This is a genomic window from Parvularcula oceani, from assembly GCF_000733125.1.
GTDB lineage: Bacteria > Pseudomonadota > Alphaproteobacteria > Caulobacterales > Parvularculaceae > Parvularcula > Parvularcula oceani.
In genome coordinates, this window is the sequence record NZ_JPHU01000001.1 from 248,782 (window position 1) to 275,100 (window position 26,319).

The following is a 26,319-nucleotide window of genomic DNA, read 5'->3' on the forward strand; positions in this document are numbered from 1 at the left end:
ATTCAGCTGCCATCGCGCAACGCGATCTCGTACATGGTCTGCAGGTGGCGGACATCGTCCGCGGCCCGGTGCGTGTGGGGCGCCACGGCGGAGGCGCGGCCGACAAGCGCAGACGGCTCGTCATCCCAGATCGGCCCCAGAAGGTCGCCGATATCGTTAAGCCTGTAATTCGGCTTCACGCCGGCCGCGTCATAGAGTCGGAACAGCCAGAAGCTGTCATAGTCCGGCGCGTCGGAATAGACCGTGGCCTGACCCAAGGCCGCGTTCAGCCCCAGGGCCACGTCGAGGACCGAACGCCCCTCGGTCAGGAGCTGGCCCGGATCGATCCGGTGCAGCGATTCGGCGGATTTCTCCCACGCCAGCATGGACCAGTTGTCGACGGGGCGGATCAGCACAGAGCGCGGCTGGTAGCCGTGAAACCCCCAGCCCACTTCGATCGGCCAGGAATAGGGTCCGAGGCCGGAGGCTTCGACATCGATGAAGGCAACGCCCAGCCCCTCTTCGAGCGAAGGCGGCGGGCCCGAGGGGGCGGGCAGGTCGCGTGTGGCCGAGGAACTCATTCCGCCCGGCTTATGCGCCTTCGCGCCGCTCGCCAAGGCGCAGGACGCAGACGCCGCTGCACCTCAGGAGGCGTCCTGCCGCTGGTCCCGCACCCCGTAGACGCCGGTCGCGTCGTCGGCTTCCAGATCGAGGACGGGCGCGGTCCGCCGCCGCGCCTGGCGCTGCCGGATCGCCTCGAGGCGCTTCTCGCCCTGAATGATCCGGCGTTTGAGTGTCTTTGCCAGCGTGACGGCGCCCACTGTGGCGGCGGCCGTGGCGAGGAGGGTGACGGTGGCGCTCATGCGGCCACGTTACCGCAAAGGGCGCCTCGTGTGTAGCGAGCTTCGCCCTTCAGAGGCCGTAACGAGCGCGTGCGGCACGGCTTTCCGCTTCCTCGGCAACGGCGCCGGGGTCGAGCAGGGACAGCCGGCCGCTCAGAAGCCTGGAGACGAGGTTCCGGCTCTCGGTATCGAAGCTCTTGATTCGCACTTTCTCGCCGAAGCGCTCCTTCAGCATGGTGCGCAGATCGCCGATTTCGTCGACGAGGCCGAGCGCCGCGGCATCGCCCGAGATCCAGAAGCGGCCATCGAAGATGTTCTCCTCGCCAGGCCGCAGCCGCCCGCTCCGCCGGTCCTCGACCATGGCCACGAAGAGGCGGTGGGACTTGGTCAGGAGGTCTTCGAGGCGCGCCACGTCGTCTGCCTGCTCGGGACGGAAGGGGTCGAGCTGGCTCTTGTTCTCGCCCGCCGTATGCACGCGGCGTTCGATGCCGAGCCGCGAGATCGCGTCCTGAAAGCCGAAGCCCGCCGAGATCACGCCGATCGAGCCGACGATGGCGAAGGGATCGGCGAGGATCTCCTCTCCGGCGAGGGCGATCATGTAGCCGCCGGATGCGCCGATATCCTCGATATAGCTGATCGCCGGCACGCCTTTCTCGGCGGACAGCTCGCGCACGCGGTCATGGATCATCCGCGACTGCGCCGGCGCGCCCCCCGGAGAATTGATCGTCAGGACGACGGCCTTGACGCCGCCGAGCGAGAACGCCTTGCGCAGCGGCTTCTCGACCTGGCGGATGCTCATCCCCCGGCCCGGCCGCGCATCGGAGGCGATGACGCCCGCAAGGTGCACGGTCGCCACCAGCGGCCGCGGCTCCGGCGTGAAGGGAAGCTTGCGCCAGACGCGCGCGATGGCAGATGCGATACGAGACATGACGGCGGCCTCTACGCGGGGGCTCGTGACGGTTCAATAACAGCGCGCTGTGTGGCATAGCGCCGTTTGACGCACTGCGAGAGGCGAGACAGGTCCCATATGACAAGCACCGACCCGCAGCTCGCCGAGAAAGGGGCACGCATGGGCCTTGCCGCCGAGATCGCCACGCGCGAACCGTTCGCCGACGTCGCTGCGCGCCTAAAGGCCGCGCAATCGCGAGAACTCGATGCCGTCGGAGAGGTGATCCTCGAACATCTCGACAGTTCCGTCTCGCTCATTCCCGAGGTCGCGCGGCACCTGATGGGCGCGGGCGGCAAGAGGCTGCGGCCGCTGATGACGCTGAGCGCAGCGCAGGTCTGCGGCTATCAGGGCGCCTCGCACCATCACCTCGCCGCGGCGGTCGAACTGATCCATGCCGCGACGCTGCTGCATGACGACGTGGTGGACGAAAGCGCGCTTCGCCGGGGCCTCCGGACCGCGAATATCGTCTTCGGCAACAAGGAGTCCGTTCTGGTCGGCGACTTCCTCTTCGCCCGCTCCTTCGAGCTGATGGTGAAGACCGGCTCGCTCAAGGTGCTCGACATCCTTTCGCAGGCGAGCTGCACCATCTCCGAGGGCGAGGTCCTTCAGCTTGCGACCCAGTCCAATGTCGAGACCACCCAGAAGATGTATATCGATGTCATCTCGGCCAAGACCGCCGCGCTGTTCGGGGCCGCGACCCATGCGGGCGCCGTGCTCGCCGACGCGCCCGAACGCCAGGAACGGGCGCTCGCCGATTACGGCATGAATTTCGGGATCGCCTATCAGATCGTCGACGACGCGCTCGATTACGAAGGCACCGAAGAAGCCACGGGCAAGAGCGCGGGCGACGATTTCCGGGAGGGCAAGATGACCCTGCCGGTCATCCTCGCCATCGAGGCGGCCCGCAGCGGAGAGGAGCGCGCCTTCTGGCAGCGTACGATCGGCGAGGGGCAGCGCGAGGAGGACGATTTCGCGCGCGCGCAGGAGCTGATGGCGCGTGACGGGCTCGTCGAGCGGTCCCTGTCCATGGCCGAGGATTACGCAGAGGCCGCCGCGACCTCGCTCGGCGCATTGCCGCCCTCGCGGCTGCGGGACACGCTCGAGGACCTGGCCCTCTCCTCCTCCGTCCGCGCCTCGTAGCCCTTCGCGCGAAGCATTCCCCTTACGAGACAGGCCCAGGCCGCAGCGCCCCCTGCCGCCAGGAGGACGAGAACCGACGGCACGGCGAGGGGCTGGAGCAGGACGGCCAGCGTCACCAGAACGGCAGAGAGCGCGCCATAGGCGGCGCTGACAGCGTCGTGGCTGTAACCGGCTTCGCGCAGCCGCTGATAGGCATGCTCCTTATGCGCCTGCATGAGGGGCGCCCTGCGGCGGGCGCGCTGCACGAGCGTCGTGGCGACGTCGGCGAGGAAGGGCATGGCGCCGACCGCGAGGAGATAGGGAATCTCTCCGCCGCCCCCCTCCCTGACGAGCAGCAAGGCGCCCGCCGAGATCCCGGTGCCGAGCCCGAGGCTGCCCGCATCGCCGAGGAAAGGGGCGCCGCGGCGAATGTTCCGGACCAGAAAGCCGAAAAGCGATCCGGCAAGGCAGAGAAAGGCCAGATAGAGCGCGCCGCCCGCAGGGCCTGCCCCGGGACAGAAAAGCGCCAGTCCGGAAAGCAGGACCATCCCCGTCGTGCCCGCCATGCCGTTGAGCCCGTCCATGAAATTGAAGACGTTCACGAAACCTAGGACCCACAGCGCCGCGAGGGCGTAGCCGAGAACCGCCGGCAGGGCTGTCCAGCCGAGGAGAGGCACCGGCAGGGCCGCGATGGGACCGCAAAGCAGCGCGGACAGGAGACCCAGCACGATCAGGGAGACGAGCTTCGTCGGCGCCGACAGGTCCAGCACGTCATCGAGGAAGCCGACAGTCGCGGCGCCTGCCACCAGGACCAGGAGGTTCAGCGCGGCCTGCGAGGTGTAGCCGGCGACAGCGAGCCCGCCTGCCCCAGCGGCGAAGCACAGAGCGACGATCAGCCCGCCCGCGCGGGAGGTCGGCTCGGTATGGTTGGACCGCGCGCTGACCGCATCCGGCACGAAGCGCGCCCGCCCCGCCAGCCGGCACAGGAGGAGCGTGACGAGGGCGAGCCCGAAGGCGAGGCCGTTCAGCGCCACGGCCTGCAGCAGGATTTCGGTCGGCGACGGATTGCTCAAGACGAAACTCTCTGACTGATGCCCGGCCCGCGCCCTAGCACGGAATTCCCGCGCCGCGCGCCAGCGGGCCGGCCTCGGCCCATCGCCCGGCGCTCCGTTCCCTGCGCAGGCAGCGGGCGGCGGCGGCGGCCGATGCGAAGAGCGCGAAAACGGTCGCGCCGCTGCCCGACATGCGCGCCAAGAGGGCGCCCGGCGCGGCCCTGAGGGATCGCTCGACGAGGCGAATCTGCGGCGCGATCGCCTCTGCGGGCGGCTGGAGGTCGTTCCTCCCCGCCTGCGCGGCGGACAGGAGGGCGGAGGTCGTCCTCCCGGTCCGGCGGTTCGGGGACGGGGCTGCGGGCGGGCAGGTCCCGTCGAAGCGGCGGAACACGCGGCCGGTCGGAACGGCGATGCCCGGATTGGACAGAACCATCCACAAGGGCGGCGGCGGGGGCAGCGAAGAGATCTTCTCGCCCGCCCCCCTCGCCCGGAAGGCGCCGCCCCCGTCCAGAAGCGCGCGCGTGCAGACCGGGCCGTCTGCCCCGAGCCTCGCCGACAGCGCGACCAGCGCCTGCGCCGGAAGGGGCGCCTCGGCGCTCCGGTTCAGGAGGATGAGCGCCGCTGCCGCATCGGCCGTGCCCCCGCCGATGCCGGACGCGGCCGGCACGCGCTTTTCGAGAAGAAGCCGCCGCGGCGCGATCGTGGTGGCCGCGGCGAGCAGGTCGGCCGCCTTGAGCACGAGGTTGTCCCTCGGCGGCAGCCCTTCGAGATCCTTCGCCGCCGGTCCCGTCACCTCCAGCGTGAACGCGTCGCTTCGCGGTCCGAGCGCCACCCGGTCGCCGATTTCGGGAAACAGGCAGATCGTGTCGACGGGATGATACCCGTCCGCCCTCGCCCGCCCGACATGAAGGGTCAGGTTCACCTTCACGAGCGCCTGCAGAGCAGCGCCCTCAGATGTCTTCACGGGCCTCTTCCGCCAGCGCGCCGGGCTCTGGCGGCTGCCCCGCCAGCTTCGCCTCGACCGTACCGCGCAGGTCCGGATCGAGATCCTCGATCAGCAGGACCCGCTGCCACTCATAAGCCGCTTCCTTGCGGCGGCCCGCATGCCAGTAGGCATCGCCGAGATGGTCGGTGATCACATCGTCGCCGGGCTCCAGAGCCACGGCCTGTTCAAGCAGGCGCACGGCCTCGCCATAGCGCCCGAGCTGGAAGTGCGCCCAGCCGAGGCTGTCCGTGATGGCGCCCGAATTGGGGCGCAGGTTCAGCGCCCGCTCGATCATCCCGAAGGCCTCCTCGAGCCGCTCGCCCCGCTCGACATAGGAATAGCCCAGATAGTTGAGGACGTTCGGCTCGTCGGGGGCGAGATCGAGCGCCATGCGCAGATCGGCCTCCCCGGCATCCCACTCGCCGGCATCGACGAGGCCCGCCCCGCGAAGGAAATAGTAGCGCCAGAGATTCTCAGCGCGCGTCTCCTCCGAGCTGAGGCTGGAGGCGATCTCGATGGCGCGCGTCATCGCCTCGGTCGCCTCCTCCTGCCGGCCGGCATCGGCATGGAGATAGGACAGCGTGACATAGACGTCCGGCGCCAGCGCGTCCTGCTCGACATAATCCTCGAGCAGTTCGATCGCCTCCTCGCGCCGCTCCAGCGCCACGAGGGCTTCGGCGCGGTCGATCACCGCGTAATTGTAGAGCCATGAGGACGGCCCAACCCGCGCATTGGCCGCCGCCGCCATTTCGGGCTGGTCATAGGCGCCCGCAATGGCGCCGATCATATAATGCGCCGCGCCCTGATCCTCGTCGAGGGAAGCGGCGATCTGCGCGAAGGAGAGCGGGGCGTTCAGGAACAGGTCAAGCTCGCCGAAACCGGCCCGCATGGCGGCTTCCTGCTCGGATATCGCCTGCTCATAGGCGGCCCATGCGAAATTGAGGAATGCCAGCGCCGCCCCTTCGCGCGCATCGGATACGAGGCGCAGGGGCGCTCGGCGCGCCGCGCGGCGGAAGCTCCGCGTCTCGCCGTCGATCGGCTCGCCGAGCCGCGCGAGCCCCATCCGTCCGACGCGGCGCACATAGCCGCGATCCTCGGACATGCGGTGATAGAGATCGAGCGCCTCCTCGGCCTTGTCCTGCCGCTCGAGAAGGCCCGCAAAGCCGATCAGCGCCATGTCCGGGCTCGCCCCCTTGAGCGCCGCGGCATAACCGGCCTCCGCCGCGTCCCGGCGCCCCGAGAGGTCGTACATCAAGGCGAGGTGCAGCGGCGCGAAGCCGAGGAAGGTCTCGTCCGGCGCGTCGCTCAGATGGATGACGGCCGCATCGAGCCCGTCGCGGCCATAGATCGCCCAGGCCTCGACGAGGAAGCCCAGAGCCCGGCCGAGCGAGGAGGCGAAGGGCTCGGACAGGAGCGCGAGCGCGTCGTCCTCGTCGCCGCCCCCGAGCGCCTCGGCGGCGAGGGTCAGCCGGGGCAGGTCCCGCTGGGTGAAGGCGATGGCGCCGCGGTCCGTCCCGTCCGGAGCGGGGCCTTGGGCGAGCAGGGCTTCGGCATAGCCATGCGCCGCGCTGAGGTCGCCGCTGGCAAGCGCGAACTGGAAGGCCCGGTCGGTCAGGACGGTCCGGTCCGTGCTCGCCGCCGCTTCGGAGAAGGCGCTCGCCGCCTCTTCCAGGGCCCGCTGCCGCGCAGCGAAGCGGCCTCGCAGGTAATCGCCTGCCACCGAATCGACGTCGACGGAGGCGCCTTCGATGCGGTCGGCCATGCGGGGCTGGCTGCTGCCGGCCGACGCGCAGGCGGTGAGCATCAGCGCCATGCCGGCGGCCGGCAGGCAGTGGCGGAGCAGAGAAGGGGTCACATCGCCTCGGATTGTCTTCACGGCCGTTCATCTGACCACCGCGCCGCATCCTGCGCAAGCAATGCCGCCCCGCCTTCCGGTTACGTCGCGGAAGGTTCCGCCTGCCCCAGCTGCTGGTCCGGATCCGCCAGATCTTCGAGAAGCTCGGCATAGCTGTCGAGGGTGGCGGCGAGATCGAAGGCGTCCGCGCGGCGTCCCGGCATCAGGCGTCGGATCGGATCGGCCTGTTGCAGAAGCGCTTGGGCCATCGCCTCGGGGTCATAGGGCTGCACGAGCAGGCCGTACCGCCCCTCATCGAGGACGGCCGCGGCGTTGCCGGCGCTGCGGGCCGCCACGACCGGAACGCCGCAGGCCAGCGCCTCGAGGAGGGCATTGGACGAACCTTCCCACAAGGAGGGCAGCGCGAAGACCGAGGCTCGCGACAGAAGCGGGAACGGGTTCTCCTCGACGCCCGGCAGGTCGATCGCGTTTGCGATACCGAGGCGGCCCGCAAGCTTCAGAAGCGCCTCCCGCTCGCCCTCGGTTCCCTTTCCCAGGATCACGAGGCGCAAGGGCGCTTCGCGGCGGGCGATGGCGAGCGCATGGAGCAGGACCGGCAGGTTCTTCTGCGGCGCGAGGCGGCCGAGCGCGACCACCAGCGGCGCCTCCTCCGCCGCCCACGGATGGGTGCATGGCGCTTCTGCGAGCGTGCGCACCGCATTCATGCAGACACCGTTCCTGATAAGGTGCACCCGGCCCTCACCCAGGGCTGCGGCAAAGACCGGCTCGTCCAGCAAGGCATCGGACACGAGGATGAGCTGCGAGGCGCCATGGCTGAAGAGGCGGGCGGCGAGGCGCCTGCGCATCCCGGTGAAGCGGTCCTTGCGCGCTGTGCCGTGCCGCAGGTCGTTGCTGATGCGGTAGACGGGCGTGATGCCGGCGAGGCCGGCGCAGGCCAGCCAGCTCGGCAGGTGGGCGTGGTTGCCCGCCGACAGGAAGATGTCCGGCCGATGCGCCTTCAGCCAGCGCCGCAAGTCCGGCACGCTGCGCAGGAGCATGCTTCCCCGCTTGCCTCCCTTGCCCTCGGGCTCGCACAGCGTGACCCGGCGGACGCCGCGCAGAACAGGGTCCGGCGGTCCGCCGACGCAGGTGACCACGGTGACGTCCCAGCCCCGCCGCGCGAGGTGCTCCGCGATCAGCCGGGCGTTCTTCGACACGCCTGTCGATGTGAGGGCATGAAGGAAGATGCAGATCGATGGCACCGCGCCTCGCTCTCCTCACCGCGCCTTGGGCCGCAGGATCACCATCCTGTCGTGCCCGGCGAGGTCTCGCCTGAGTTCCGCGGCATGCGTCCGGGCGAGCGGCGCTGTCAGGATCGCGGCCACGGCCTCGCCCTGCCCGGTTCCGATCTCCACCGCCGCCGTGCCGCCTTCGGCAAGCCAGAGCGGCAGGCGCCGGGCAAGAGCGCGATAGGCGTCGAGGCCATCTGGGCCTGCGAAGAGGGCGATGGCGGGCTCATGCCCCGCGACCTCCACCGGCAAGGCCGCGCCCTCTTCGATATAAGGCGGGTTGCTGAGGACGAGGTCGAAGGGTCCGCCTTCATATTCTGCCAGATCGCAATGCTCCAGCCGCGCCCGGCGGCCGACGTCGTGGGCGGAGACATTCCTGCGCGCGATGCCGAGGGCGCGCTCGCTGATATCGATACCGGTGCCCGAAGCGTCGCCCCGCTCGGCCAGCACGCTAACGAGCAGGCATCCAGAGCCGGTTCCGACATCGAGGACCCGCCCGCCTTCGGGCAGCGTTTCCAGCGCGGCGTCGACAAGCATCTCGGTCTCGGGCCGGGGGGTGAGGACATCGCGGCTGACCGCGAAATTCCGGCCGTAGAATTCCCGCTCTCCGAGGATCTGGCTAACCGGTTCCCCGCCCGCCCGCCGCGCGACGAGCGCGCGGAAGGCCGTTGCAGCCTCCGCGCTCAGCGGCTCGCGCTCGGCAGCGATCAGCTCGGCATGTTCCCGCCCCGTCGCCCGCATCAGGAGCGTGCGGGCGTCGAGCAGCGGCGTCGGCGACGCACGAAGCTCGACGGCTGCTCTGCGCAGGGCCTCGCCGTGAGTCCGGTCCGCCACCCGCGCTCAGCCCGTCCCTTCCATCGCCGCCAGCCGCTCGGTCTGGTCGGCAAGGATCAGCGCGTCGAGCACCTCGTCCAGCGCCTCGCCCGCCAGCACCTTGTCGAGCTTGTGCACGGTCAGGCCGATCCGGTGATCGGTCACCCGGCCTTGCGGGAAATTATAGGTGCGGATGCGCTCGGAACGGTCGCCGGAGCCGACCTGGCTCTGGCGCGCCGCCGAGCGTTCGGCGTCGATCCGCGCGCGTTCGGCCTCGTAGAGGCGCGCGCGCAGGACCTTCATCGCCTTGGCGCGGTTCTTGTGCTGGGACTTCTCGTCCTGCTGGATGACCACCACGCCGGTCGGCAGGTGCGTGATCCGGACGGCGGAATCGGTGGTGTTCACCGATTGTCCGCCCGGCCCGCTCGCCCTGAAGACGTCGATGCGCAGATCCGCCTCGCTGATCTCGATGTCGACATCCTCGGGCTCCGGGAGCACCGCCACGGTCGCAGCCGAAGTGTGGATGCGCCCCTGCGTCTCCGTCTCGGGCACGCGCTGCACCCGGTGGACGCCGCTTTCGAATTTCAGGTGGCCGAAGACGCCGTGTCCGGAGACGTTGGCCTGGATCTCCTTGTATCCGCCGACCTCGGACTCGGAGGCGGAGAGCACCTCGACCTTCCAGCCCTGGGCCTGGGCGTAGCGCTGATACATCGAGAAGAGATCGCCGGCGAAGAGCGCCGCCTCGTCTCCGCCCGTCCCGGCGCGCACCTCGAGGATGACGGGCGCGTTGTCCGCCTTGTCCTTTGGCAGGAGCATGACCTGCAGCGCCTCTTCGAGCTGGGGAATCCGCGCCTTCAGCTCCGCCTGCTCCTCGCGCGCCATCTCCGCCATGTCCGGATCGCCCGAGGCGGCGAGCTCCTTCGCCTCGGCAAGCTCGCGCCGCGCGGCCGTCAGCTCGCGCGCGGCCTCGGCGACCGGGCGCAGCTCGGCATGCTCCTTGCCCAGCCGGACGATGGCATCCGCATCCGTCACCGTGGTCATTTCCCGCTCGACGGCGGCGAAGCGGGCGGTCACGGCGTCGAGCTTGTCTTGTGGGATCAAGGGAAGTCTTCCTCGGCTGCAGCAGAAGCGAACGGTTCGGTGCGCGCCTGTGTCCTAGATGGCAACGAGCTTGTCGAGGGGATAGACCTTCATGCTGATGACGCTGGCCGTCGTCGTGATCGTGTCCGCAGCGCTTGTGGGCGGAGCTGCCTGGGGAGTGTGGGGCAAGCTGCCCGCGCGCTGGGAGGGTTTCCTGATCGCGCTCGCGGGCGGCGCGCTCATCGTCTCGTCGATGGAGGAGCTGGTGCGCCCCGCCCTGCAAAGCGCCGGCGTCGCGCTCGCCCTCGGCGCGGTCGGCGCGGGCGCCGCGATCTTCACGCTTGCAGACTGGCTGATCGACGAGAAATGGAATTCGAGCGGCGGGGGCGGGCTTCTCGCTTCGATCACCTTTGACGGGGTGCCCGAAAATCTGGCTCTGGGCGTCGCCCTGATCGGCGCGGGGCCGATGCAGATCGCGGCTCTCGCAGGCTCGATCTTCCTGTCGAACCTTCCGGAGGCGGCCGGCGGCGCGAAGCAGATGGGGGAGCAGGGAAACTCCAAGAAGAAGGTGCTGCTGTTATGGACCGGCGCGGCCGCCCTCCTCTCCGGGGCTGCGATCGCGGGCCACGTCCTACTGTCGGGAGCGCCGGAGGCGCTTCTGGGCGCGATCCGCTGCCTGGCGGCTGGCGCCGTGGTCGCCTCGCTCGCGACCGAGGTCTTTCCGCAGGCCTATAGCGAGGACCGCCACCTGTCGGGCATCGCGACGGCCCTCGGCCTGTGTCTCGCCGCGGCATTGGCGCAGCTCGGGGGCGGAGGCGGCTGACGGCTTCCGGGCGCCTCCCTTCGGCTCGTCACTCGATGCTCGTCAGCCCATCCTGCGCCTCGACCTCGTTCAGCCCGAGCCGGTCGAGATCCAGCACCGCAGCGTCATAGGTCGCCCGCGCGCTGGCGAGGGCGTAGAGGCTTCTCGCATAGCGGGTGCGGGCATCGGCGAGGGCTTCCTCCCGCAGATTGATCAGGAAGAAGTCGCTGGCGCCCTCCTCGAAACGGCGCTGCTCGGCCTGGCGGATGCGCTCCGCCTGCTCGACCTCCTGACGGGCAAGCCGCAGCAGGTTCTCGGCGGCTTCGAGCTCCAGGACGATCTCCCTCAGCTCGATGGCGATGCGGTCCTGGGCGAGGCGGCGCTCCGCTTCGAGCGCCCTGACCTCGGCCCTGGCCGCGGCGAGTTCTCCCCTGGCCGCGCGGCGCCCGAGCGGGATCTCGAACTCGACGCCGAGAATGGCTTCGGCGTCATTCCGGCTCGGGCCGCCCTCGGCCACGGGACCGATGTCTTTCGCCGCGCTCACTCCGACATCGAGGCGCGGCTTCAACGCATTCTCGGCCAGGGCGACCCGTCCCCGCGCCCGCTCGGCCGCCGTTCTGAGAAGAGCGAGCTCGGGCCGGCGGGCGAGGATCGCGGGCAGCGCCGCATCGGCGAGCGTCGGCAGCTCGACCGCCTCCGGCGCAGGAAGACGCGACGGAGCGGGCACGGCGGGCTCGCCCAGCGGGCCGCGCAGATAGAGCGAGAGGGCATTCGCGGCGAGGCGGAAATCGCGCCGCGCCTGCTCGACAAGGACGCGCCGCCGCGTCACGGTCTGCGCGTTCTCGGTCAGGTAGATGGCGGCGCGGGCGCCGCGCTCCACCTCGGCCTCCAGCCCCTCCGTCCGCATCTGCGCGAGGCGCAGGAGGTCCTCGTAGACTTCGAGCTGCCTGCCCGCCGCGACCCAGCGCCAATAGGCGTGCAGCGCCTGCTGCTGCACGCCGACGCGGGTCAGGAGGACTTCGAGATCCGCCTCCCGCAGAGCGAGCCGCGCATCGCGCACCCCGAAGCGGTTCTCGTCGATGGCCCGGTCGCGCAGGAGGGAGAAGAGGATGCCGAGGCTCAGCTCGCCGGCCTGGTCCGTATAGTAATAGTCCTCATAGGTCGGAAAGTCCCCCTCCGAGATCCGGTAGCCGCCATAGACCCGCGCGCCCATCGGCCCGAGGGCGCGGCTGACCTCCGCCTTGACGTATTGGCCATCGTAATATCCCGCGAGACGCGACTGCCCTTCGGCGGAGAAGACGGTATCGAAGGCGCCCCGCGCAGCCAGAAGCTCGCCGGCCGCGCCGCGCCGCTCGGCGAGCGCGGCGACGACCTGGGGGTAATGGGCGGCGGCCGAGGCCGCGACGTCGCGCGGCAGGAGAGGCGCGGCCGCCTCGTCCTGCGCGGATGCAGCGCCGAGCGCCGCCGCGGCGCAGGCCGCAAGAACCATCATCATACGCATCATCAGATCCTCGCATCCTGCGCGGCCGCCGCCGAAGCGGGAACGTAGCGAGGCGGGAAATTGTTGAGCTGGCGCCACAGCTCGTAGCCGACCGGCACGGTATCGAGCAGCACCCAGCCGCGCGCCGTCGCGCCGATGCGGACGAAATTGCGGCCCGGCCAGGGCTCGCCCGCGTCCGCGTCCTCGGACACCAGAACGCGGAACGTGCCGTCGGGCTGGGCGGACGGATCGACCGCCACGACCTCGCCTGCGAACGTGCCGACGGCGACGGACGGCCAGCCCGAGAACTGAACCGCCGGCCAGCCTTCGAAGAGAAGGCGGACTTCCGATCCCGGATGGACCAGCGCGATGTCGCGCCCGTCGATGAAGAGTTCCACCGCCCGCTCGGCATTGGCGGGCAGGAAGGTCGCCACCGTCTGCCCGGCCGAGACCAGGGTGGCGCTGTCCCCCGCATTGACCTGAAGAATGGTTCCGTCGCGCGGCGCCCGGACGAGCTGCGCGGATTGCCTAGAAATGTCGACGTCGAGCCGGGAGAGCGCAGCATTCGCCTCGGCGACCCGCGCCCGCAGCTCCTCGACCCGGATCTGCGCCTGCTCGAAGTCCCGCCGGGCGGCGAGGCCGTCCTCGAACAGGCTGCGCGTCCGTTCGAGATCGAGCTGCGCGGTCTCAAGGGCGGTCTCCGCCGCCTCGCGCTGGGCCACGAGCTGCTCCCGCTCTGCCGCCAGCCGCTCCAGGAGCTGGGGGTCGTTGTCGATGATGCGGAGGATGGGGTCCCCCTCCTCCACCCGGCTGCCGTCGCGCACGAACCAGCGATCGATGCGGCCCGGAACGAGCGCGTTGATTTCCTGCACGCGGTCATTGGGGTCGAGCGCGGTCACCTGCCCCGGCCCCGAAGCCGTCTGCACCCAGGGCGTGAAGGTGAGGAACAGGACGGCGGTGACGAGGGCGACGATGAGCATCCAGGCGACGACGCGCATGATCCGCGGAACCTTGATCGCGGCGAGCGTGCGGAAGTGGCCGATATGGCGGTCACGGAAGGGCATGGATCTCCTCAGCGATCATCGGTGAGCGCGAGACGCGGCTCCTCGGGCAGGTGGCCCGGCGCGCGCCCTTTCCCGTAAGCCGCATCGGCGAAGTTGTCATAGCTGCGGAAGAGGCGCTGACGCTTCGCCTCAAGGAAGAGATAGCCGTCCAGCTCCAGATCCTGATGGCGGTTGGTGAAGACGACGGCGGTCGTCCCCGCCTCGGCCTGCAGGCTGCGCAGGGCGGCGCAGAGACGGTCCTGCGGCATCATGTCGAAGAGCTGGTTCAGGACCAGCACGCGCGGCCGGGACAGAAGCGCGCCGGCGAGCTTCAGCTGCATCGCCTCGGCGATCGAGAGCGGCCAGCCGGTCGAGGCGAGCTTCGTGTCGAGGCCCTCCTCGAGCTGGTCGACGACACCGCGCAGGCCGACCTCGCGCAGCACATGCAGCATCTCGGCGGAGGTCACGCCCTCGCGGCTGAGGGCGAGATATTGCCGGAGAGGCATCTCGACGAGGCTTGGGCGGTCGAGGACCATGACCTCCCGGCGCAGGACGTGCACCTCCGTCGCGGTGATGTCGTCGCCGCCCAGGGTGAGCGTGCCGCCCTGAGGCTCGACGAAGCGCTTGAGGAGGTTGGTGAACAGCCTCTGCACGCCATGCGCTTCGGCGGCGGCCTGGATCAGCATGCCGCCCGGAATGCGCAGGTCGAACTGCGCCGGGGTGCCGCGCGCGTCGCCCTTCACCTGTTCGAAGCCCAAGGTCGCGCTGCGCCGCTCGGGCAGTTCCTGCCCGGTGGGTGCCTCCTGCTGGATGCTCCAGAACAAGGAGAGCTCTTCTGCCGAAGCGGTGAGGTCGTAGAAATAGTTCAGATAGGTGCCGAGCTGCGAGATCCCGTAAAAGGCGGCCGAGAGAACGAGCTCGGCGGCGACCAGCTGGCCGAGGGTCAGCTGGCCCTGGATGACGAGCCAGCCCCCGAGCCCCAGAAGCGTCGCGCTGGCGGCCGCGTAGAGAAGCAGGAAGGCCACCGTCTGCGCGAAGTGGCGCCGGAAATGCGCCTTGTGCTGCGTGATGTAGCGTTCGGTGATCTTGTCCGTGCGCTCAAGCGCATAGGCGACGTGGTGCTCGGATTTGAAATAGCCGTTCGATGCGGCGAGCCCTTCGAGCCACATGGCCGATTCATGCTTGCGCTGGGACAGGCCGACGGAGGTCCGCATCGCGCTCGCGCCCCAGATCGACCAGATCATCCACATCAGGAACAGGACGATCAGATTGAAGGCGAGAAAGAGCGGGTGGTAGAACGAGACCAGGAGAAAGCCGACCAGAACCTGGAGGATCACGGTGAAGCCGCCGATGATCAGGATCGGGATGCTCTTCTGAACGCCGAGAATATCGAAATAGCGGTTGAACAACGGCCCGCGCCCGTCATCGGCGAAGAACGGGTTCTGCGCGTAGAGCGTCCTCAGGGCGATCTCGGAGACCATGCGCGCGTAGAAGCGGCGCGTGAAGATTTCCATGAGGTGCACGCGGAGCGCGTTGAGAAGGCCCGAGGCCAGCAGGAGGCCGAACAGCGACAGCGACAGCACGACGAGCGGCGCGGTCAGCCCGGTATAGGCGACCGTGTTGATGAGAACCTGCACCGCGATCGGCGTCGCGAGCGACAACAAGCTGATGCCGACACCGTAAATGGCCGCGAGCATGAGGAAACTGCGTTCCGGCCCGATGATGCGTCCGATAATGCGGAACAGCTGCCCGGCGCTCAACGGCGCGGCATGCTCTGAACTGACCAAGGGTGCCCCTCTTCGAGAAAACTGCCCGGCCGAAGGCCAAGACCGAACGCAGCTGAGAACCTAGGTGCGGCATTCCGGGCCGCAAGCGCTGCTGCCGCAGCTCCTTCTTCTTGCGCAGGCAGGACCGGAACCGCCCGTCCGGAGCGGAAGCGGCCCCACCCATCCGCCGGTCCTCCGGCCTTCCCCCGGAGCAGCTCCGCCGGCGGCAGCTAAGGTGCTGCAGCCACCCTGGAATTCGCCGCTTGACTTCCCATTCTGTGAGGTCAGCAAACAGGAAGACCTCGACCATGCCGTCAATTCTTTCGGGAGGGCCGCACCGGGCCCTTTCCGTCATCGCCGCTCTGGCCGCCACTTCCGGGATCCTGCTGTCGTTTCCTGCCCATGCCGATTCTCCGGCGGGTTCTCGCGCCTCTCCGCGTCATGCCATTTCCGCGCCCCAAGCCGCACCGGCCGCCTGCAAGGAGATGCAGCCCCGCGCCGAAGCGGCGCAGGCACGCCCCTTCCCGCGCGGCCCCCAGCATCACCCCTTCCGCCGGCAGAAGGCGGACGCGGCCAGCAGCGACCGCGCGGCCGCCTCTCCGGCCGAATGCGCCGCGAAAGCCGAAAGCGCCTGAACCGGCCGGAAAAGGGCGGGCCGGGACGGGGCGCGGCGATGACGCCGCGAGGTCCTGCGCCGCCCGCTCCTTGCCGAGGGGGCCGGAGGGCTCCTCGCGCAGCCAGCCCCTCGCGGGATGCCTCTTCTGACCGGTGTGGCGCCGCGGCAACAAGTAAATGATTTTTTTATGCTTGCGGCCGGGGCGCCCCGACTCGTTCCCCATTGTCTTTACTGTCACCTTCGAATGCTGCACTGCACACATGCGCCGCGCTACATGATTTCGCAGTAGCCATGACTTTCAGATAATGTTAGCGGTAGCACGATGGAGTGACAGGCCTCTGGAGACACTCAGCCGAACAAGGCTAGCTTGAGAGGCCGAACGGGGGGCGCAGCAGCAAGGCTCGCAAGAAGCCGGCGCTCCGCATAGGGATGAAACGACTTCAAGAGAGGGAACGACCATCATGACCAAGCGCCCTGCCGACCTGACGAGGACGGTGCTGCTCGCCAGCGTATCTTCCGTTGTCCTTGCTGCATCCGCCAACGCCTATGCGCAGGAAAATGTTCCGGACACGCAATCGGCGGAAGACGACGCCGAAGCGCTTCGCGACAACGCCGCGGTCGAGCGGGAAACCGATCCGGTCGGCGACACGATCATCGTGACCGGCGTGCGCGCCTCCCTCGAGCGCGCGATGGACGTGAAGCGGAACGCGAACGGCGTCGTCGACGCGATCAGCGCCGAGGATATCGGCAAGTTCCCGGACACGAACCTCGCTGAATCGCTGCAGCGGATCACCGGCGTCTCGATCGACCGCGTGAACGGCGAAGGCTCCGGCATCACGGTTCGCGGCTTCGGCCCCGGCTTCAACCTGATCACGCTGAACGGGCGCACGCTTCCGACCGCAGAGGTCGGGGCGGTGGGCGCGCGGGGCAACTTCGCCTCCGGCGGCTCGCGCAGCTTCGACTTCTCGAACCTCGCCTCCGAAGGCGTCAGCGGCCTCGAGGTCTACAAGACCGGCCAGTCGGTCCTGCCCTCGGGCGGGCTCGGCGCGACGGTGAACATCCTCACCCGCAAGCCGATCGATACGGACGGCTTCGACGCATCGCTCCAGGCCAAGGCCATGCACGACACGAGCGTCGACATGGGCAATGACGTGACGCCGGAGCTGTCCGGCCTCGTCAGCTGGGCCGATTACGAAAACCGCTTCGGCGTCGGGCTGTTCGGCTCCTACTCCAAGCGGGATTCGGGCGCGCCGACACAGCAGATCAACGACTGGATCATTTCCCGCTCCGAGGACGGATCGATCGCCGACAGCTACACGCGCGGCGACGGCTCGACGACCATCGAGAATCCGCCCGCCGCAGGCCAGCTCTACGGCATCGCGCAGGACAGCCGCTACGATTTCTCCGACATCGAGCGCGAGCGCTTCAACGGCCAGGCCGTGCTGCAATTCCGTCCGGTCGACACCCTGACCATGACGGCCGACTACACCTACGCGCAGAACAAGACCTCCGAGCTGCGCTACGAGCAGACGAACTGGTTCGCGACGCCGCTGGACCAGATCATCTTCAACAATGACGGCCCCGTCGCGACGGCGGTCTTCATGCAGGAGAACAATAACGGCTCGAAGGATATCGGTTTCGAGCAGACCAACCGCGCCACCAAGGACGTTCTGCAGTCGATCGGCTTCAACGCGGAGTGGGAAGTCAACGACGCGATGTCGGTCATCTTCGACGCGCATCACTCCGATGCGGAATCGGGAGGCGACAACCCCCTCGGCCACACGGCGACCTTCGTCACCTTCGGCGCGCCGGTCATTCTCCAGCACTCGGTGGATTACCGCTCCGGCTATCCGATCCAGAGCTACACGATCGACGACAGCGTCCGCGGCAACGGGAACGGCGTCCTCGATGTCGGCGACCTTGGCTCCCAGGTGGCGCGCGCGAACATCTCCAAGAACGACTCCGAGGTGGACGAGATCGATCTGCGCTTCCTGTGGGAAGCCGACCGGAGCAAGCTCACCGCCGGCGTGAACTATCGCAATACCGACGTCCTGGTCACGCAGACCACGACCCAGCAGGACCTCGGCAGCTGGGGCATCAGCAATCCCGGCGACATCGAGCAGATCGCGCCCGGCCTCGTCGAGAACTACTGCCTCGAATGCCTCTATGACGACCTTCCGGTCGGACAGGCCGACAACGCCTTCCGCGCGGATGCGGCCGAACTCTTCGGGCCGCTGACGGACTTCTATGCGGCGCAAGGAAATACGATCACCGTTTCGCCGAGCCGCAATGCGGTCTCCGAGGAAATCTTCTCTCTGTTCGCCCAGTTCGAGGCGGAGAGCGAGTTCCTCGGCAAGCGTGCACGGATCAATGCCGGCCTGCGCTATGAGGACACGACCGTCGACGCGGCGACCGATCAATCGGTGCCGTCGGCCATTCTCTGGACGGCCGACAACGACTTCCTCGTCCAGCAGAGCGGCGAGATCCAGACCGTCACGGGCGAAGGGTCCTACGACTATATCCTGCCGAACGCGGACTTCCGCCTGAACCTGACCGACGACCTCGTCGCCCGGGCCTCGTGGAGCAAGACGCTCGGCCGCGTGCCTTACGGCAACCTCTTCGCATCGACGACGGCCGCCGCGCCGAACCGTCCGACGGTGCTCGGCGGCCAAGTGACCGGTTCCTCGCAGAACCCGGCCCTCCTGCCCTACGAGTCCGACAACCTCGATCTCGCGGTCGAATGGTATTACGACGAAGCCAGCTATGCCTCCGTCACCTATTTCGACAAGCGGGTGAGCAACTTCCTCGGCACGGGTGTCGTTGACCGGAACCTGTTCGGCCTGCGCGACCAGACGGCGGGTGCTCCGGGCACGCGCTCCGGCGATGCGCTGGACATCATCGACGATCTCGGCATCGACCAGTCCGAAGCGAACCTGTTCACGCTGGTCGCGCTGATCGATGCGAATAACGGCGATGTCTCCGCCGCGCGCGCCGAGTTCGAGGCCAATCTCGAGGACGGCGCCCTGCCGCAATCCTATGTCGACCAGATCCTGGCCGATTACGATGTGCTGCCGAATGCGGACGATCCGCTCCTGACCTTCGCCGTCGAACAGCCGGTCAACCTCCAGACCGGCAACATCAATGGCTGGGAATTCGCGATCCAGCACTTCTTCGGCGATACCGGCTTCGGCATCCAGGCGAACTACACGATCGTCGACGGCGACGTGCCTCTCGATCCCGCCGCGGATCCGAGCGAGAACCAGTTCGCGCTGACCGGCCTGTCGGATACGGCCAACGTGGTCGGGATCTACGAGAACGAAAAGGTCTCCGTCCGCCTCGCCTATAACTGGCGCGACGAATTCCTGCTGGCCGCCAACCAGACCGGCGACCGCTCGGGCGTCTATGTCGAGGCCTATGAGCAGCTCGACCTCAGCGCGAGCTACAACTTCACCGACCAGCTCGCGGTCACCTTCGAGGGCATCAACCTCACCGGCGAGGACCAGCGCCAGTACCACCGCGTGCCGGAACAGGTCTATTTCGCCTACGAACTGTCGCCGCGCTACGCGCTCGGCCTTCGCTACTCCTGGTAGGTCCGGCGGCAATGCCGCGGACCATCGAACGAAGGGGCTGCCCGAGCCGGGCGGCCCCTTCGGCAACTCAACAAGCCGCTTGAGCAGGAGGCGCGGTTCCGCCACCCTGCCCTCAAGAGCCATGGGAGGATGCACCATCTCCGAGACCGTGCTGCTCCGTGATGACCTGCATCACGACCTGAAAGTCAGCGCCGCGCATGGCGCCGAGTTCGGCGACGCCGTGAACGTGATGCGGCTGTTCCCGACCGAATTTGTCGAGGCGCAGCGGCATTTCCCGATCCTGTTCCAGCGCGATGCGAAGGAGGGATGGATGGCCATAGCCCTTCTCGGCTTCGCCAGGGGCGAGAACCTCTTTCTCGACAACGGCGCGTGGACGTCCGACTACGTTCCCGCCATCCAGCGCCGCGGCCCCTTCGCCATCGGCCTGCAAAGGGATGAGGGCGGGACGGCCGAGCCGACCCTGCGCATCGACATGAACGATCCCCGGGTCGGGGCGTCCGACGGCTATCCCCTCTTCCTCGAGAATGGCGGCAACGCGCCCTATCTCGACTATGTCTCCGCGGCGCTTCGCACGGTCCATGAGGGACTGGCGCTGACAGGACCGATGTTCGCGGCCTTCGAAGAGGCCGGAATTCTGGAGCCGGTCACGCTCGAAATCGCGCTGTCGGACGAGACCGAATACAAGGCGCACGACTTCCATGCGATCGGCACCGAGCACCTCAACGCGCTCGGCGCCGATGCGCTGGACCGGCTTCACCGCAAAGGCTTCCTGGCGCTCGCCTTCGCCGGCGCGATGTCGCTGTCCAATGTGAACCGGCTGATCGAGCGTTGGCGGAAGCGCAATCCGGCGGCCTGAGGGGAAGCGCCATGTCCGCTGTCCAGCGACGGACCAGAGAACTCCAAGGCATAGAGCCCGGCGCGATTCCCTATGACGAGCTGATCGATGCGGGCTCTCCCGTCATCCTGCGCGGCCTTGTCTCGGACTGGCCGTCGGTCCGGGCGGGATTGCGGTCGGACCGTGCGCTCATGGATTATCTGCGCGGGTTCGATGCGGGGCGGCCGGTCGTCACCTATACGGCGGAGGCGGAAGCGCGCGGCCGCTTCTTCTATGACGAGACGATGACGCGGCTGAACTTCTCGGCGGCGCGGCGGCCGCTCGATGCGGTGCTCCACGATATCGAAGCCGCAGGCGGCCGTCAGGACGAGCCCTGCCACTATGTCGGCTCCACCGATCTGCAGGCCTTCCTTCCCGGCTTCGCCGAAGAGAACGCGCTGCCCCTCGGCCACCCGACATTCGCGCATGCAGCGCCGCTGCAGAGCATCTGGTTCGGCAACCGGACGATCGCGACGGCCCATTTCGACATGTCGAACAACATCGCCTGCTGCGTCGCGGGCCGCCGGCGCTTCACGCTGTTCCCGCCGGACCAGGCCGGCAATCTCTATCCTGGGCCGCTTGAGCCGACGCCGGGCGGACAGGTCGTCAGCATGGTCGATTTCGCGAATCCCGACCTCGAGCGCTTTCCGCGCTTCGCCGATGCCCGGGCCGCAGGCGAAATCGCCGAACTCGGGCCAGGGGACGCCCTCCTCTATCCGGCGCTGTGGTGGCACCATGTCGAGGGGCTCGAGCCCTTCAACGTGCTGGTCAACACGTGGTGGAACCGCGTTCCCGCTCATGTCGATACGCCGTGGACGACCCTCCTCCACGGCCTCCTCAGCCTGCGCAGCCGTCCGCAGGCGGAGCGGGAGGCCTGGCGCGCTTTGTTCGACCACTATGTCTTCGGGCCGCCCGAGGCCGCCGCCGAGCACCTGCCGCCGCCAGCGCGGGGACCGCTCGGCGAGCTCGATCCCGCGACGGCCCGGGCGCTTCGCCGCATGATCCTGAACAAGCTGAACCGGTAAGGCGGTCGCCATGAACTCACAGGTGCGCAGAGTCGTCATCGCGGGCGGCGGGACCAGCGGCTGGATCACGGCCGCGGCGCTCGCAAAACAGCTCGGTCCGCTCCTCGACATCACGCTCGTCGAATCGGAGACGATCGGCACGATCGGCGTGGGCGAGGCGACGATTCCCACCCAGCGGACCTTCCACCAGCTGATCGGCCTCGACGAGGCCGAATTCATGCGGGCGACGCAGGCAACGTTCAAGCTCGGCATCGCCTTCGAGAACTGGGCGCGGGAGGGCGATCGCTACATCCACTCCTTCGGCGCCATCGGCCGCTCGCCCTGGATGACGCATTTCCTCGCGGTCTGGCTGGAGGCGCGCGCGCGCGGCATGGGCCGCGGCCTCGATGCCTATTGCGCCGAGCTTCTCGCGGCCGAGGCCGGGCTCTTCTCGACCGAGGGCAAGCCGCCCCTCAATTACGCCTACCATCTCGATGCCACGGCCTATGCGGCCCATCTGCGCGCGCTCAGCGAAGCGGCGGGCGTCCGGCGACGCGAAGGCCTGATCGAGACTGTCGAGAGGGACCCGGGCACAGGAGACATCTCGGCCCTGCTGCTGGATGACGGAGAGCGGGTCGAGGGCGATCTCTTCATCGACTGCACCGGCTTCAGGGCCCTGCTGATCGAGGACGCGCTCGGCGCGGGTTTCGAGGATTGGGGGCACTGGCTGCCGACGGACCGCGCGATCGCGATGCAGACGAGCGCGACGGGCGACCCGCTGCCTTACACCAGAGCCATCGCCCATGATGCGGGCTGGCGGTGGCGCATTCCGCTGCAGCGTCGGGTCGGCAATGGAATCGTCTACAGCAGCGACGATCTCTCCGATGACGAGGCGGAGCGGCGCCTACGCGAGGCCGTCGAGGGGGACCCGCTCACCGAGCCGAGGCGCATACGCTATGCGACGGGACGGCGGCGGGCGGTCTGGGCGCAGAACTGCATCGCGCTCGGCCTTTCGAGCGGTTTCGTGGAGCCGCTGGAATCCACCAGCATCCACCTCGTCCAGATCGCCGTGACCCGCCTGATCAAGCTCTTTCCCTTTGGCGGGATCACGCCGGCGATCAGGGCGCGATACAACGACATGGCGCGGGTCGAGCTCGAGCGCATCCGGGACTTCATCATCCTGCATTACAAGCTGACCGAACGGGACGATTCCTCCTTCTGGCGGGACCGGCGCGACATGGACGTGCCGGACAGCCTGAAAGAGCGCATCGCGCTCTTCCGGGAGCATGGCCACGCCTATCAGGGGCCCGAAGACCTGTTCCAGCCCGATTCCTGGATCCAGGTCATGCTGGGCCAGCGGCTCGAACCGGAAAGCCGTCACCGCATCGGCGGCATGATGAGCGACGCTCAGCTTCGCGGCGTCCTTGACGGCCTCGAGCGTCGCGCAGCGGCCGCCATCGGCGGCCTTCCCACCCATGCGGCGTTCCTGGACCGCTATTGCAGGGCCGCCAGCTAGGACGGAAAGCAGGCCGCAAGACCTCCGGTTCGACCACCAGCGCCGGACGTGCTATCCGGTCGGGGCCTGGCCACGACGGAACCGTCCGAGACGTCTCACTCGTGATCACCTTGCTTGCAGCCGCACCGCTTCTCTTCGTGCTCGTCGCCATGACGGCGCTGCGCTGGTCGGCTGCGCTGGCCGGCGCCGTCGGGCTCGGCCTCGCTCTCCTGCTCGCCGCCACCGCCTTCGACATCGCGCCAGGGGGCGCCCTGCCCGTCCCAGCGGCACTCGCAGGGATCCTGGCGGAGGCGACGCATGCGACGGCGACGATCCTGTGGATCATCCTGCCGGCGCTCACCCTCTACGAGTACCAGCAGCGCTCGGGCGCGCTCGAACGCTTCCGGACGGCGCTGTCGGGGGCCAGTGGCGAGCGGACGGTCCAGGCTCTTCTCATCGCGTTCTTCTTCGGCCTGTTCATGGAGGGCGCTGCCGGATTCGGCACGCCGGTCGCGCTCGCCGCGCCCCTACTCGTCGGGATCGGGTTCTCCGCGGTGCGGGCGGTGACGCTGGCGCTGGTCGGCCACGCCGCTGGCGTGTCCTTCGGCGCTGTCGGCACGCCCGTCCTCGCGCAGATCGAGATTTCCGCGCTGCCGCCGCTCGATCTTGCAGCGGCGACGGCCTTCCTCAACCTTCCGCTCGTCCTCTTCCTGCCCTTCGCTCTGGTCGTCCTGGCGGCCGGTCCGAAGATCGGGCGGCATGAGGCAGGCCTTGCTGGGCTGGCGGGGCTTGGCTTCGTTCTGCCCTATATCGGCCTTGCGATGATTGCCGGGCCCGAGCTGCCGACCTTGGCGGGCGCGCTGATCGGATTGGTGCCGTTCGTGCTGATCGTCCGGCGGCGCCGGGGCATGATGCCGTTCGAGGCGAAGTCGCTTCTGCCCGATCTCCTGCCTTATCTTCTGCTGGTCGGGCTCGTGCTGGCGACCCGTCTCATTCCCGCCCTGCGCGAGGCGCTCGCCGGCCTCGTGCTGCGATGGGAGCTCTGCGGCGCATTCGGCGCCAGCTTCGCGCCGCTCTTCCACCCCGGCACGCTGCTCGTCCTCAGCGTCGCCGCGGGCGCGGTCGCAGCGCGGCGCCAGGCGCTCCTCGGCCCTTCGCTGCGCGCTGCGCTCGACCGGCTCACGACCGTCGGGCTCGCCCTTCTCGTCATGCTGACCCTGTCTCGGGTGATGGTGCATTCGGGCATGATCAGCGCGCTGGCCGAGACCGCCGCCGAGGCGGGCCCCGTCTGGCCGCTGCTCGCCGCGTCGGTCGGAACGATCGGAACCTTCGTGTCGGGATCGGCGACGGCCTCGAACATCCTCTTCACCGAATTCCAGATCTCGACCGCCGCTGCGCTCGGGCTCCCGCCGGTCGCCATGGCCGCCGCGCAAGGGGTCGGTGCGGGGATCGGCAATATCGTGGCGCCGCACAATATCATCGCAGGCTGCGCGACCGTCGACCTCGTCGGCAGCGAAGGCAGCATCATGCGGCGGACGGCACCCATCTGCGCCGTATGCCTGCTGGCCGCAGGCCTGGCCGTCTTCGCGGCGCTGGGCTGAAGCGCGCGATCCGAGCGGAAGTCTGAGGTGGAGTGGCGGTGCAAGCAGTCCGCTCGAACTCTGATCTCCGCGTCTGCACGACTTCGCAAACAGGGAATTATAGGGAACAGCGCACGGATTCGCGCATGGTCTGCGGGAATGCCACGCTCCAGCCGAGCGAGACATTGCCGACCTGCAGCCCTTCGGGTGTCTCGATGCGCAGGCGCGATGTCGTGTAGGTCTCGGTGGCCGCCTCGCCGAAGCGCGTCTGCATGTGGAAGGCGAGAGCGGTCACCGCCTCGTCGCTCGACGGAAGGTGGCCAGCCTTCTCCGGCGGCAGCACCCACTCAGGTGCCGGCGCAATGTCGAAATCCTCCGCAGCGTCACCGTTGATGGTGACAAGTGCAGCAAGCACGCAGTGAGGGTGCTTTTTATGACTGTGGCCTGCTATGATGAAAAAGTTTTTTGGATCGGTTAACAATCTAGCATGACCATCTTTTGCAAGCAGCATAGTCTACTCTAGCCTTGCGATTTGGTCTTGTTTGGAATTCCACCTAGGCCGCACATTAGCAGATTACCGCTGCGATTATTCCCGCAAGCAACAATGGCGCCATAGATAGCAAGGCGACGCAAGGCACAGATCTAAAAATGTAAATTCGTATCGTATGATTTGAAGATATGCTTCCGTACCCTTTCTTCTCTTTGTCTATAGTTTTTAACATCGATACCAGGCCAATAAATACGGACGACCCCGCTACGAATATAATCGATTTCTCCAACACATAATCACTATCAAGAATTCCCAATAGGGTAATATTGAATGTGCTCATGAATAACATCATTGATGAAACTGCGTATACGAACACTGCTAATCTCAACACCATGATTGAACCATATCATTTGGAGCACTGGACGCGCGGTGGGAAGGCTGTCGAAGATCGCTTTCCCGTCTTCGGCGAGAGCAAGATAAGCTGACCCGAGGAGCGAAAGACGACTGACAACCTTACCTGTAAGATAGTCCTCAACTGAATCTGCGGCAGCGATAAACAAGCCATCACGTCCGCCTGTCGCATAACCTACCATTCCACGCCCAATAACGTCGGCGCCAGAACCGATGAGCGTCAAGATACCACCTACTCCTAATGTCACGCCTACCGCTGGCGAGGTTGCTCCAGCAGATGCCGGGACTGTTGGCGCAAGAGCAACCCCACCCGCGATTGTTGTTGACCCGCTTCGGCAGACATGAAGCGCGATTCCCTTCGCACCGTTACCCCAACGAAGAACTGTCCTATTGCATTTCGCTCGGTCGCCCCGTCCGTAAGGGGTAAATCCTCCTCAGGCGCATTGAAACCGTCGCCGATGAATGGCTGTGATGTCTTCTGCAGTTCCTGTTGCCCGAACCGCTCAAGGAGCAGCATCAGCTCTGCCCTCGTCCAGCTGCGCTTGTCCTTCACGCCGCAGACCTTCATTTCTCCGCCCGGCTCGCTGCAGTCCCACGTCTTCATCCCGCTCGGATTCGTCAGGCTCTCTGCACCCCCTCCGACATAGGCATAGACGTTCAGCCCATCGCCGAAGCCGATCGGGACGGGCTGCAGGAAGCGGCCGAGGCGGGGGACATAGGCCCGCGCCTTGTCGCACCACAGCTCGGTGCCGCAATGTGACATGGTTGAGCGCATTGCAGGCCGCGGTCAGGTTCTCGGGCGTGATCGCCGGCTCGTAGGCGGTCGTGCTCGCCCGGCGCTGCGCGATCTGTCCGGCGGAGACGACTCTCTCGAAGCTTCCCGACCGTTCCCCCATCATTGCTGCAGAGTCCTCGCCCGGAAGGGCCACGCGAAGAGGCCTGTTCGGGCCGGGAAGAGCGGCGCCAGATACGGAATGAGGCGGAAAAGACGGGGCCACGAGGGCACTTGGCGCGAAAGCGCCTGTTCAGAGCAGAAGTTCGGGACTGCGTGGCGGATGGAGAGGGATTCGAACCCTCGAGACGGTTGCCCGCCTACACGCGTTCCAGGCGTGCGCCTTCGACCACTCGGCCACCCATCCGTGCGGAGGCTGATAGGCGCTCTGTGGGCGCGTTGGCAAGCTCTGCCGAACCGAATCGCCGCATCGGGGTTATTCCTTGTGTGACAG

The 26,319-nt window shown here is 67.8% G+C and carries 22 protein-coding genes and 1 tRNA gene; 7 read left to right on the forward strand and 16 right to left on the reverse strand.

The window, feature by feature from the left end:
- Positions 1–2 precede the first annotated feature (2 nt).
- From IE88_RS18355 to IE88_RS0101180, 3 genes are all read right to left on the reverse strand, one after another.
- Complete coding sequence (locus tag IE88_RS18355; RefSeq protein WP_051881341.1) at positions 3–560, reverse strand: hypothetical protein; 558 nt, start codon at positions 558–560, stop codon at positions 3–5.
- 63 nt (positions 561–623) lie between these two features.
- The gene (locus IE88_RS0101175) at positions 624–842 is read right to left on the reverse strand and encodes a hypothetical protein (protein ID WP_031549257.1); all 219 of its coding nucleotides are present in this window, start codon (positions 840–842) and stop codon (positions 624–626) included.
- Between the two features lie 49 nt (positions 843–891).
- A complete protein-coding gene (locus IE88_RS0101180) occupies positions 892–1,749 on the reverse strand; it encodes a S49 family peptidase (protein WP_051881342.1) in 858 nt (285 codons plus the stop codon).
- A 99-nt stretch (positions 1,750–1,848) separates the two neighbouring features.
- On the opposite strand from IE88_RS0101180, the gene IE88_RS0101185 reads away from it, so the two are divergent.
- On the forward strand, positions 1,849–2,910 hold the full coding sequence (locus tag IE88_RS0101185) for a polyprenyl synthetase family protein (protein WP_238319241.1): 1,062 nt from the start codon (positions 1,849–1,851) through the stop codon (positions 2,908–2,910).
- Here IE88_RS0101185 and IE88_RS0101190 read toward each other — a convergent pair.
- From IE88_RS0101190 to prfA, 6 genes are all read right to left on the reverse strand, one after another.
- Positions 2,808–3,962 carry an MraY family glycosyltransferase gene (locus tag IE88_RS0101190; protein ID WP_051881343.1) on the reverse strand — a complete coding sequence of 385 codons (1,155 nt, stop codon included), beginning with the start codon at positions 3,960–3,962 and terminating at the stop codon, positions 2,808–2,810. The genes IE88_RS0101185 and IE88_RS0101190 overlap by 103 nt on opposite strands.
- Positions 3,963–3,996: 34 nt before the next feature.
- Positions 3,997–4,905 carry a 4-(cytidine 5'-diphospho)-2-C-methyl-D-erythritol kinase gene (locus IE88_RS0101195; protein WP_051881344.1) on the reverse strand — a complete coding sequence of 303 codons (909 nt, stop codon included), beginning with the start codon at positions 4,903–4,905 and terminating at the stop codon, positions 3,997–3,999.
- Positions 4,892–6,781: a tetratricopeptide repeat protein gene (locus IE88_RS0101200; protein ID WP_156032280.1), complete on the reverse strand. Its 1,890-nt coding sequence runs from the start codon at positions 6,779–6,781 to the stop codon at positions 4,892–4,894. The genes IE88_RS0101195 and IE88_RS0101200 overlap by 14 nt, the downstream gene beginning before the upstream one ends.
- Positions 6,782–6,861: 80 nt before the next feature.
- Complete coding sequence (locus IE88_RS0101205) at positions 6,862–7,977, reverse strand: glycosyltransferase (protein WP_162178277.1); 1,116 nt, start codon at positions 7,975–7,977, stop codon at positions 6,862–6,864.
- A 60-nt stretch (positions 7,978–8,037) separates the two neighbouring features.
- Positions 8,038–8,883, reverse strand: coding sequence for a peptide chain release factor N(5)-glutamine methyltransferase (gene prmC / locus IE88_RS0101210; protein WP_031549272.1), 846 nt, complete (start codon positions 8,881–8,883; stop codon positions 8,038–8,040).
- 6 nt (positions 8,884–8,889) lie between these two features.
- Entirely contained in the window at positions 8,890–9,963 is a 1,074-nt protein-coding gene (gene prfA, locus IE88_RS0101215; protein WP_031549274.1) for a peptide chain release factor 1, read from the reverse strand.
- A 91-nt stretch (positions 9,964–10,054) separates the two neighbouring features.
- On the opposite strand from prfA, the gene IE88_RS0101220 reads away from it, so the two are divergent.
- Positions 10,055–10,765: a ZIP family metal transporter gene (locus tag IE88_RS0101220; protein ID WP_031549276.1), complete on the forward strand. Its 711-nt coding sequence runs from the start codon at positions 10,055–10,057 to the stop codon at positions 10,763–10,765.
- A 28-nt stretch (positions 10,766–10,793) separates the two neighbouring features.
- Here the strand turns inward: IE88_RS0101220 and IE88_RS0101225 are convergent, their stop codons facing one another.
- Genes IE88_RS0101225 through IE88_RS0101235 form a run of 3 tightly spaced genes read right to left on the reverse strand, consistent with a single transcriptional unit; the run spans position 10,794 to position 15,054 of the window.
- Positions 10,794–12,248 (reverse strand): TolC family protein, encoded by a 1,455-nt coding sequence (locus tag IE88_RS0101225; protein WP_202900386.1) that lies wholly within the window; start codon positions 12,246–12,248, stop codon positions 10,794–10,796.
- Positions 12,248–13,288 carry an HlyD family secretion protein gene (locus IE88_RS0101230; RefSeq protein ID WP_036766288.1) on the reverse strand — a complete coding sequence of 347 codons (1,041 nt, stop codon included), beginning with the start codon at positions 13,286–13,288 and terminating at the stop codon, positions 12,248–12,250. Before IE88_RS0101230 ends, IE88_RS0101225 begins: the two co-directional genes overlap by 1 nt.
- 8 nt (positions 13,289–13,296) lie before the next feature.
- Positions 13,297–15,054, reverse strand: a complete 1,758-nt coding sequence (locus IE88_RS0101235) for an ABC transporter transmembrane domain-containing protein (protein ID WP_238319242.1) — start codon at positions 15,052–15,054, stop codon at positions 13,297–13,299.
- Positions 15,055–16,110: 1,056 nt separating this feature from the next.
- Here IE88_RS0101235 and IE88_RS0101245 point away from each other — a divergent pair.
- From IE88_RS0101245 to IE88_RS0101265, 5 genes are all read left to right on the forward strand, one after another.
- Positions 16,111–19,239 (forward strand): TonB-dependent receptor, encoded by a 3,129-nt coding sequence (locus tag IE88_RS0101245; protein WP_081871328.1) that lies wholly within the window; start codon positions 16,111–16,113, stop codon positions 19,237–19,239.
- A gap of 121 nt (positions 19,240–19,360) precedes the next feature.
- Positions 19,361–20,095: a SapC family protein gene (locus tag IE88_RS0101250; protein WP_202900387.1), complete on the forward strand. Its 735-nt coding sequence runs from the start codon at positions 19,361–19,363 to the stop codon at positions 20,093–20,095.
- An 11-nt stretch (positions 20,096–20,106) separates the two neighbouring features.
- A complete protein-coding gene (locus IE88_RS0101255; protein WP_031549287.1) occupies positions 20,107–21,138 on the forward strand; it encodes a cupin-like domain-containing protein in 1,032 nt (343 codons plus the stop codon).
- Between the two features lie 10 nt (positions 21,139–21,148).
- Positions 21,149–22,633 carry a tryptophan halogenase family protein gene (locus IE88_RS0101260; RefSeq protein ID WP_031549289.1) on the forward strand — a complete coding sequence of 495 codons (1,485 nt, stop codon included), beginning with the start codon at positions 21,149–21,151 and terminating at the stop codon, positions 22,631–22,633.
- A 101-nt stretch (positions 22,634–22,734) separates the two neighbouring features.
- Entirely contained in the window at positions 22,735–24,213 is a 1,479-nt protein-coding gene (locus IE88_RS0101265) for an L-lactate permease (RefSeq protein ID WP_031549291.1), read from the forward strand.
- A 97-nt stretch (positions 24,214–24,310) separates the two neighbouring features.
- On the opposite strand, the gene IE88_RS17995 is transcribed toward IE88_RS0101265, so the two are convergent.
- The 4 genes from IE88_RS17995 to IE88_RS0101280 all read right to left on the reverse strand — a co-directional run bounded on the left by IE88_RS17995 (position 24,311) and on the right by IE88_RS0101280 (position 26,232).
- Positions 24,311–24,703, reverse strand: coding sequence for a hypothetical protein (locus tag IE88_RS17995; RefSeq protein ID WP_156032281.1), 393 nt, complete (start codon positions 24,701–24,703; stop codon positions 24,311–24,313).
- A gap of 281 nt (positions 24,704–24,984) precedes the next feature.
- Positions 24,985–25,317, reverse strand: coding sequence for a hypothetical protein (locus IE88_RS18000; RefSeq protein WP_156032282.1), 333 nt, complete (start codon positions 25,315–25,317; stop codon positions 24,985–24,987).
- A gap of 26 nt (positions 25,318–25,343) precedes the next feature.
- A complete protein-coding gene (locus IE88_RS0101275; RefSeq protein WP_031549295.1) occupies positions 25,344–25,856 on the reverse strand; it encodes an RHS repeat-associated core domain-containing protein in 513 nt (170 codons plus the stop codon).
- A gap of 286 nt (positions 25,857–26,142) precedes the next feature.
- Positions 26,143–26,232: transfer RNA gene (locus IE88_RS0101280), tRNA-Ser, on the reverse strand.
- Positions 26,233–26,319: the final 87 nt, after the last annotated feature.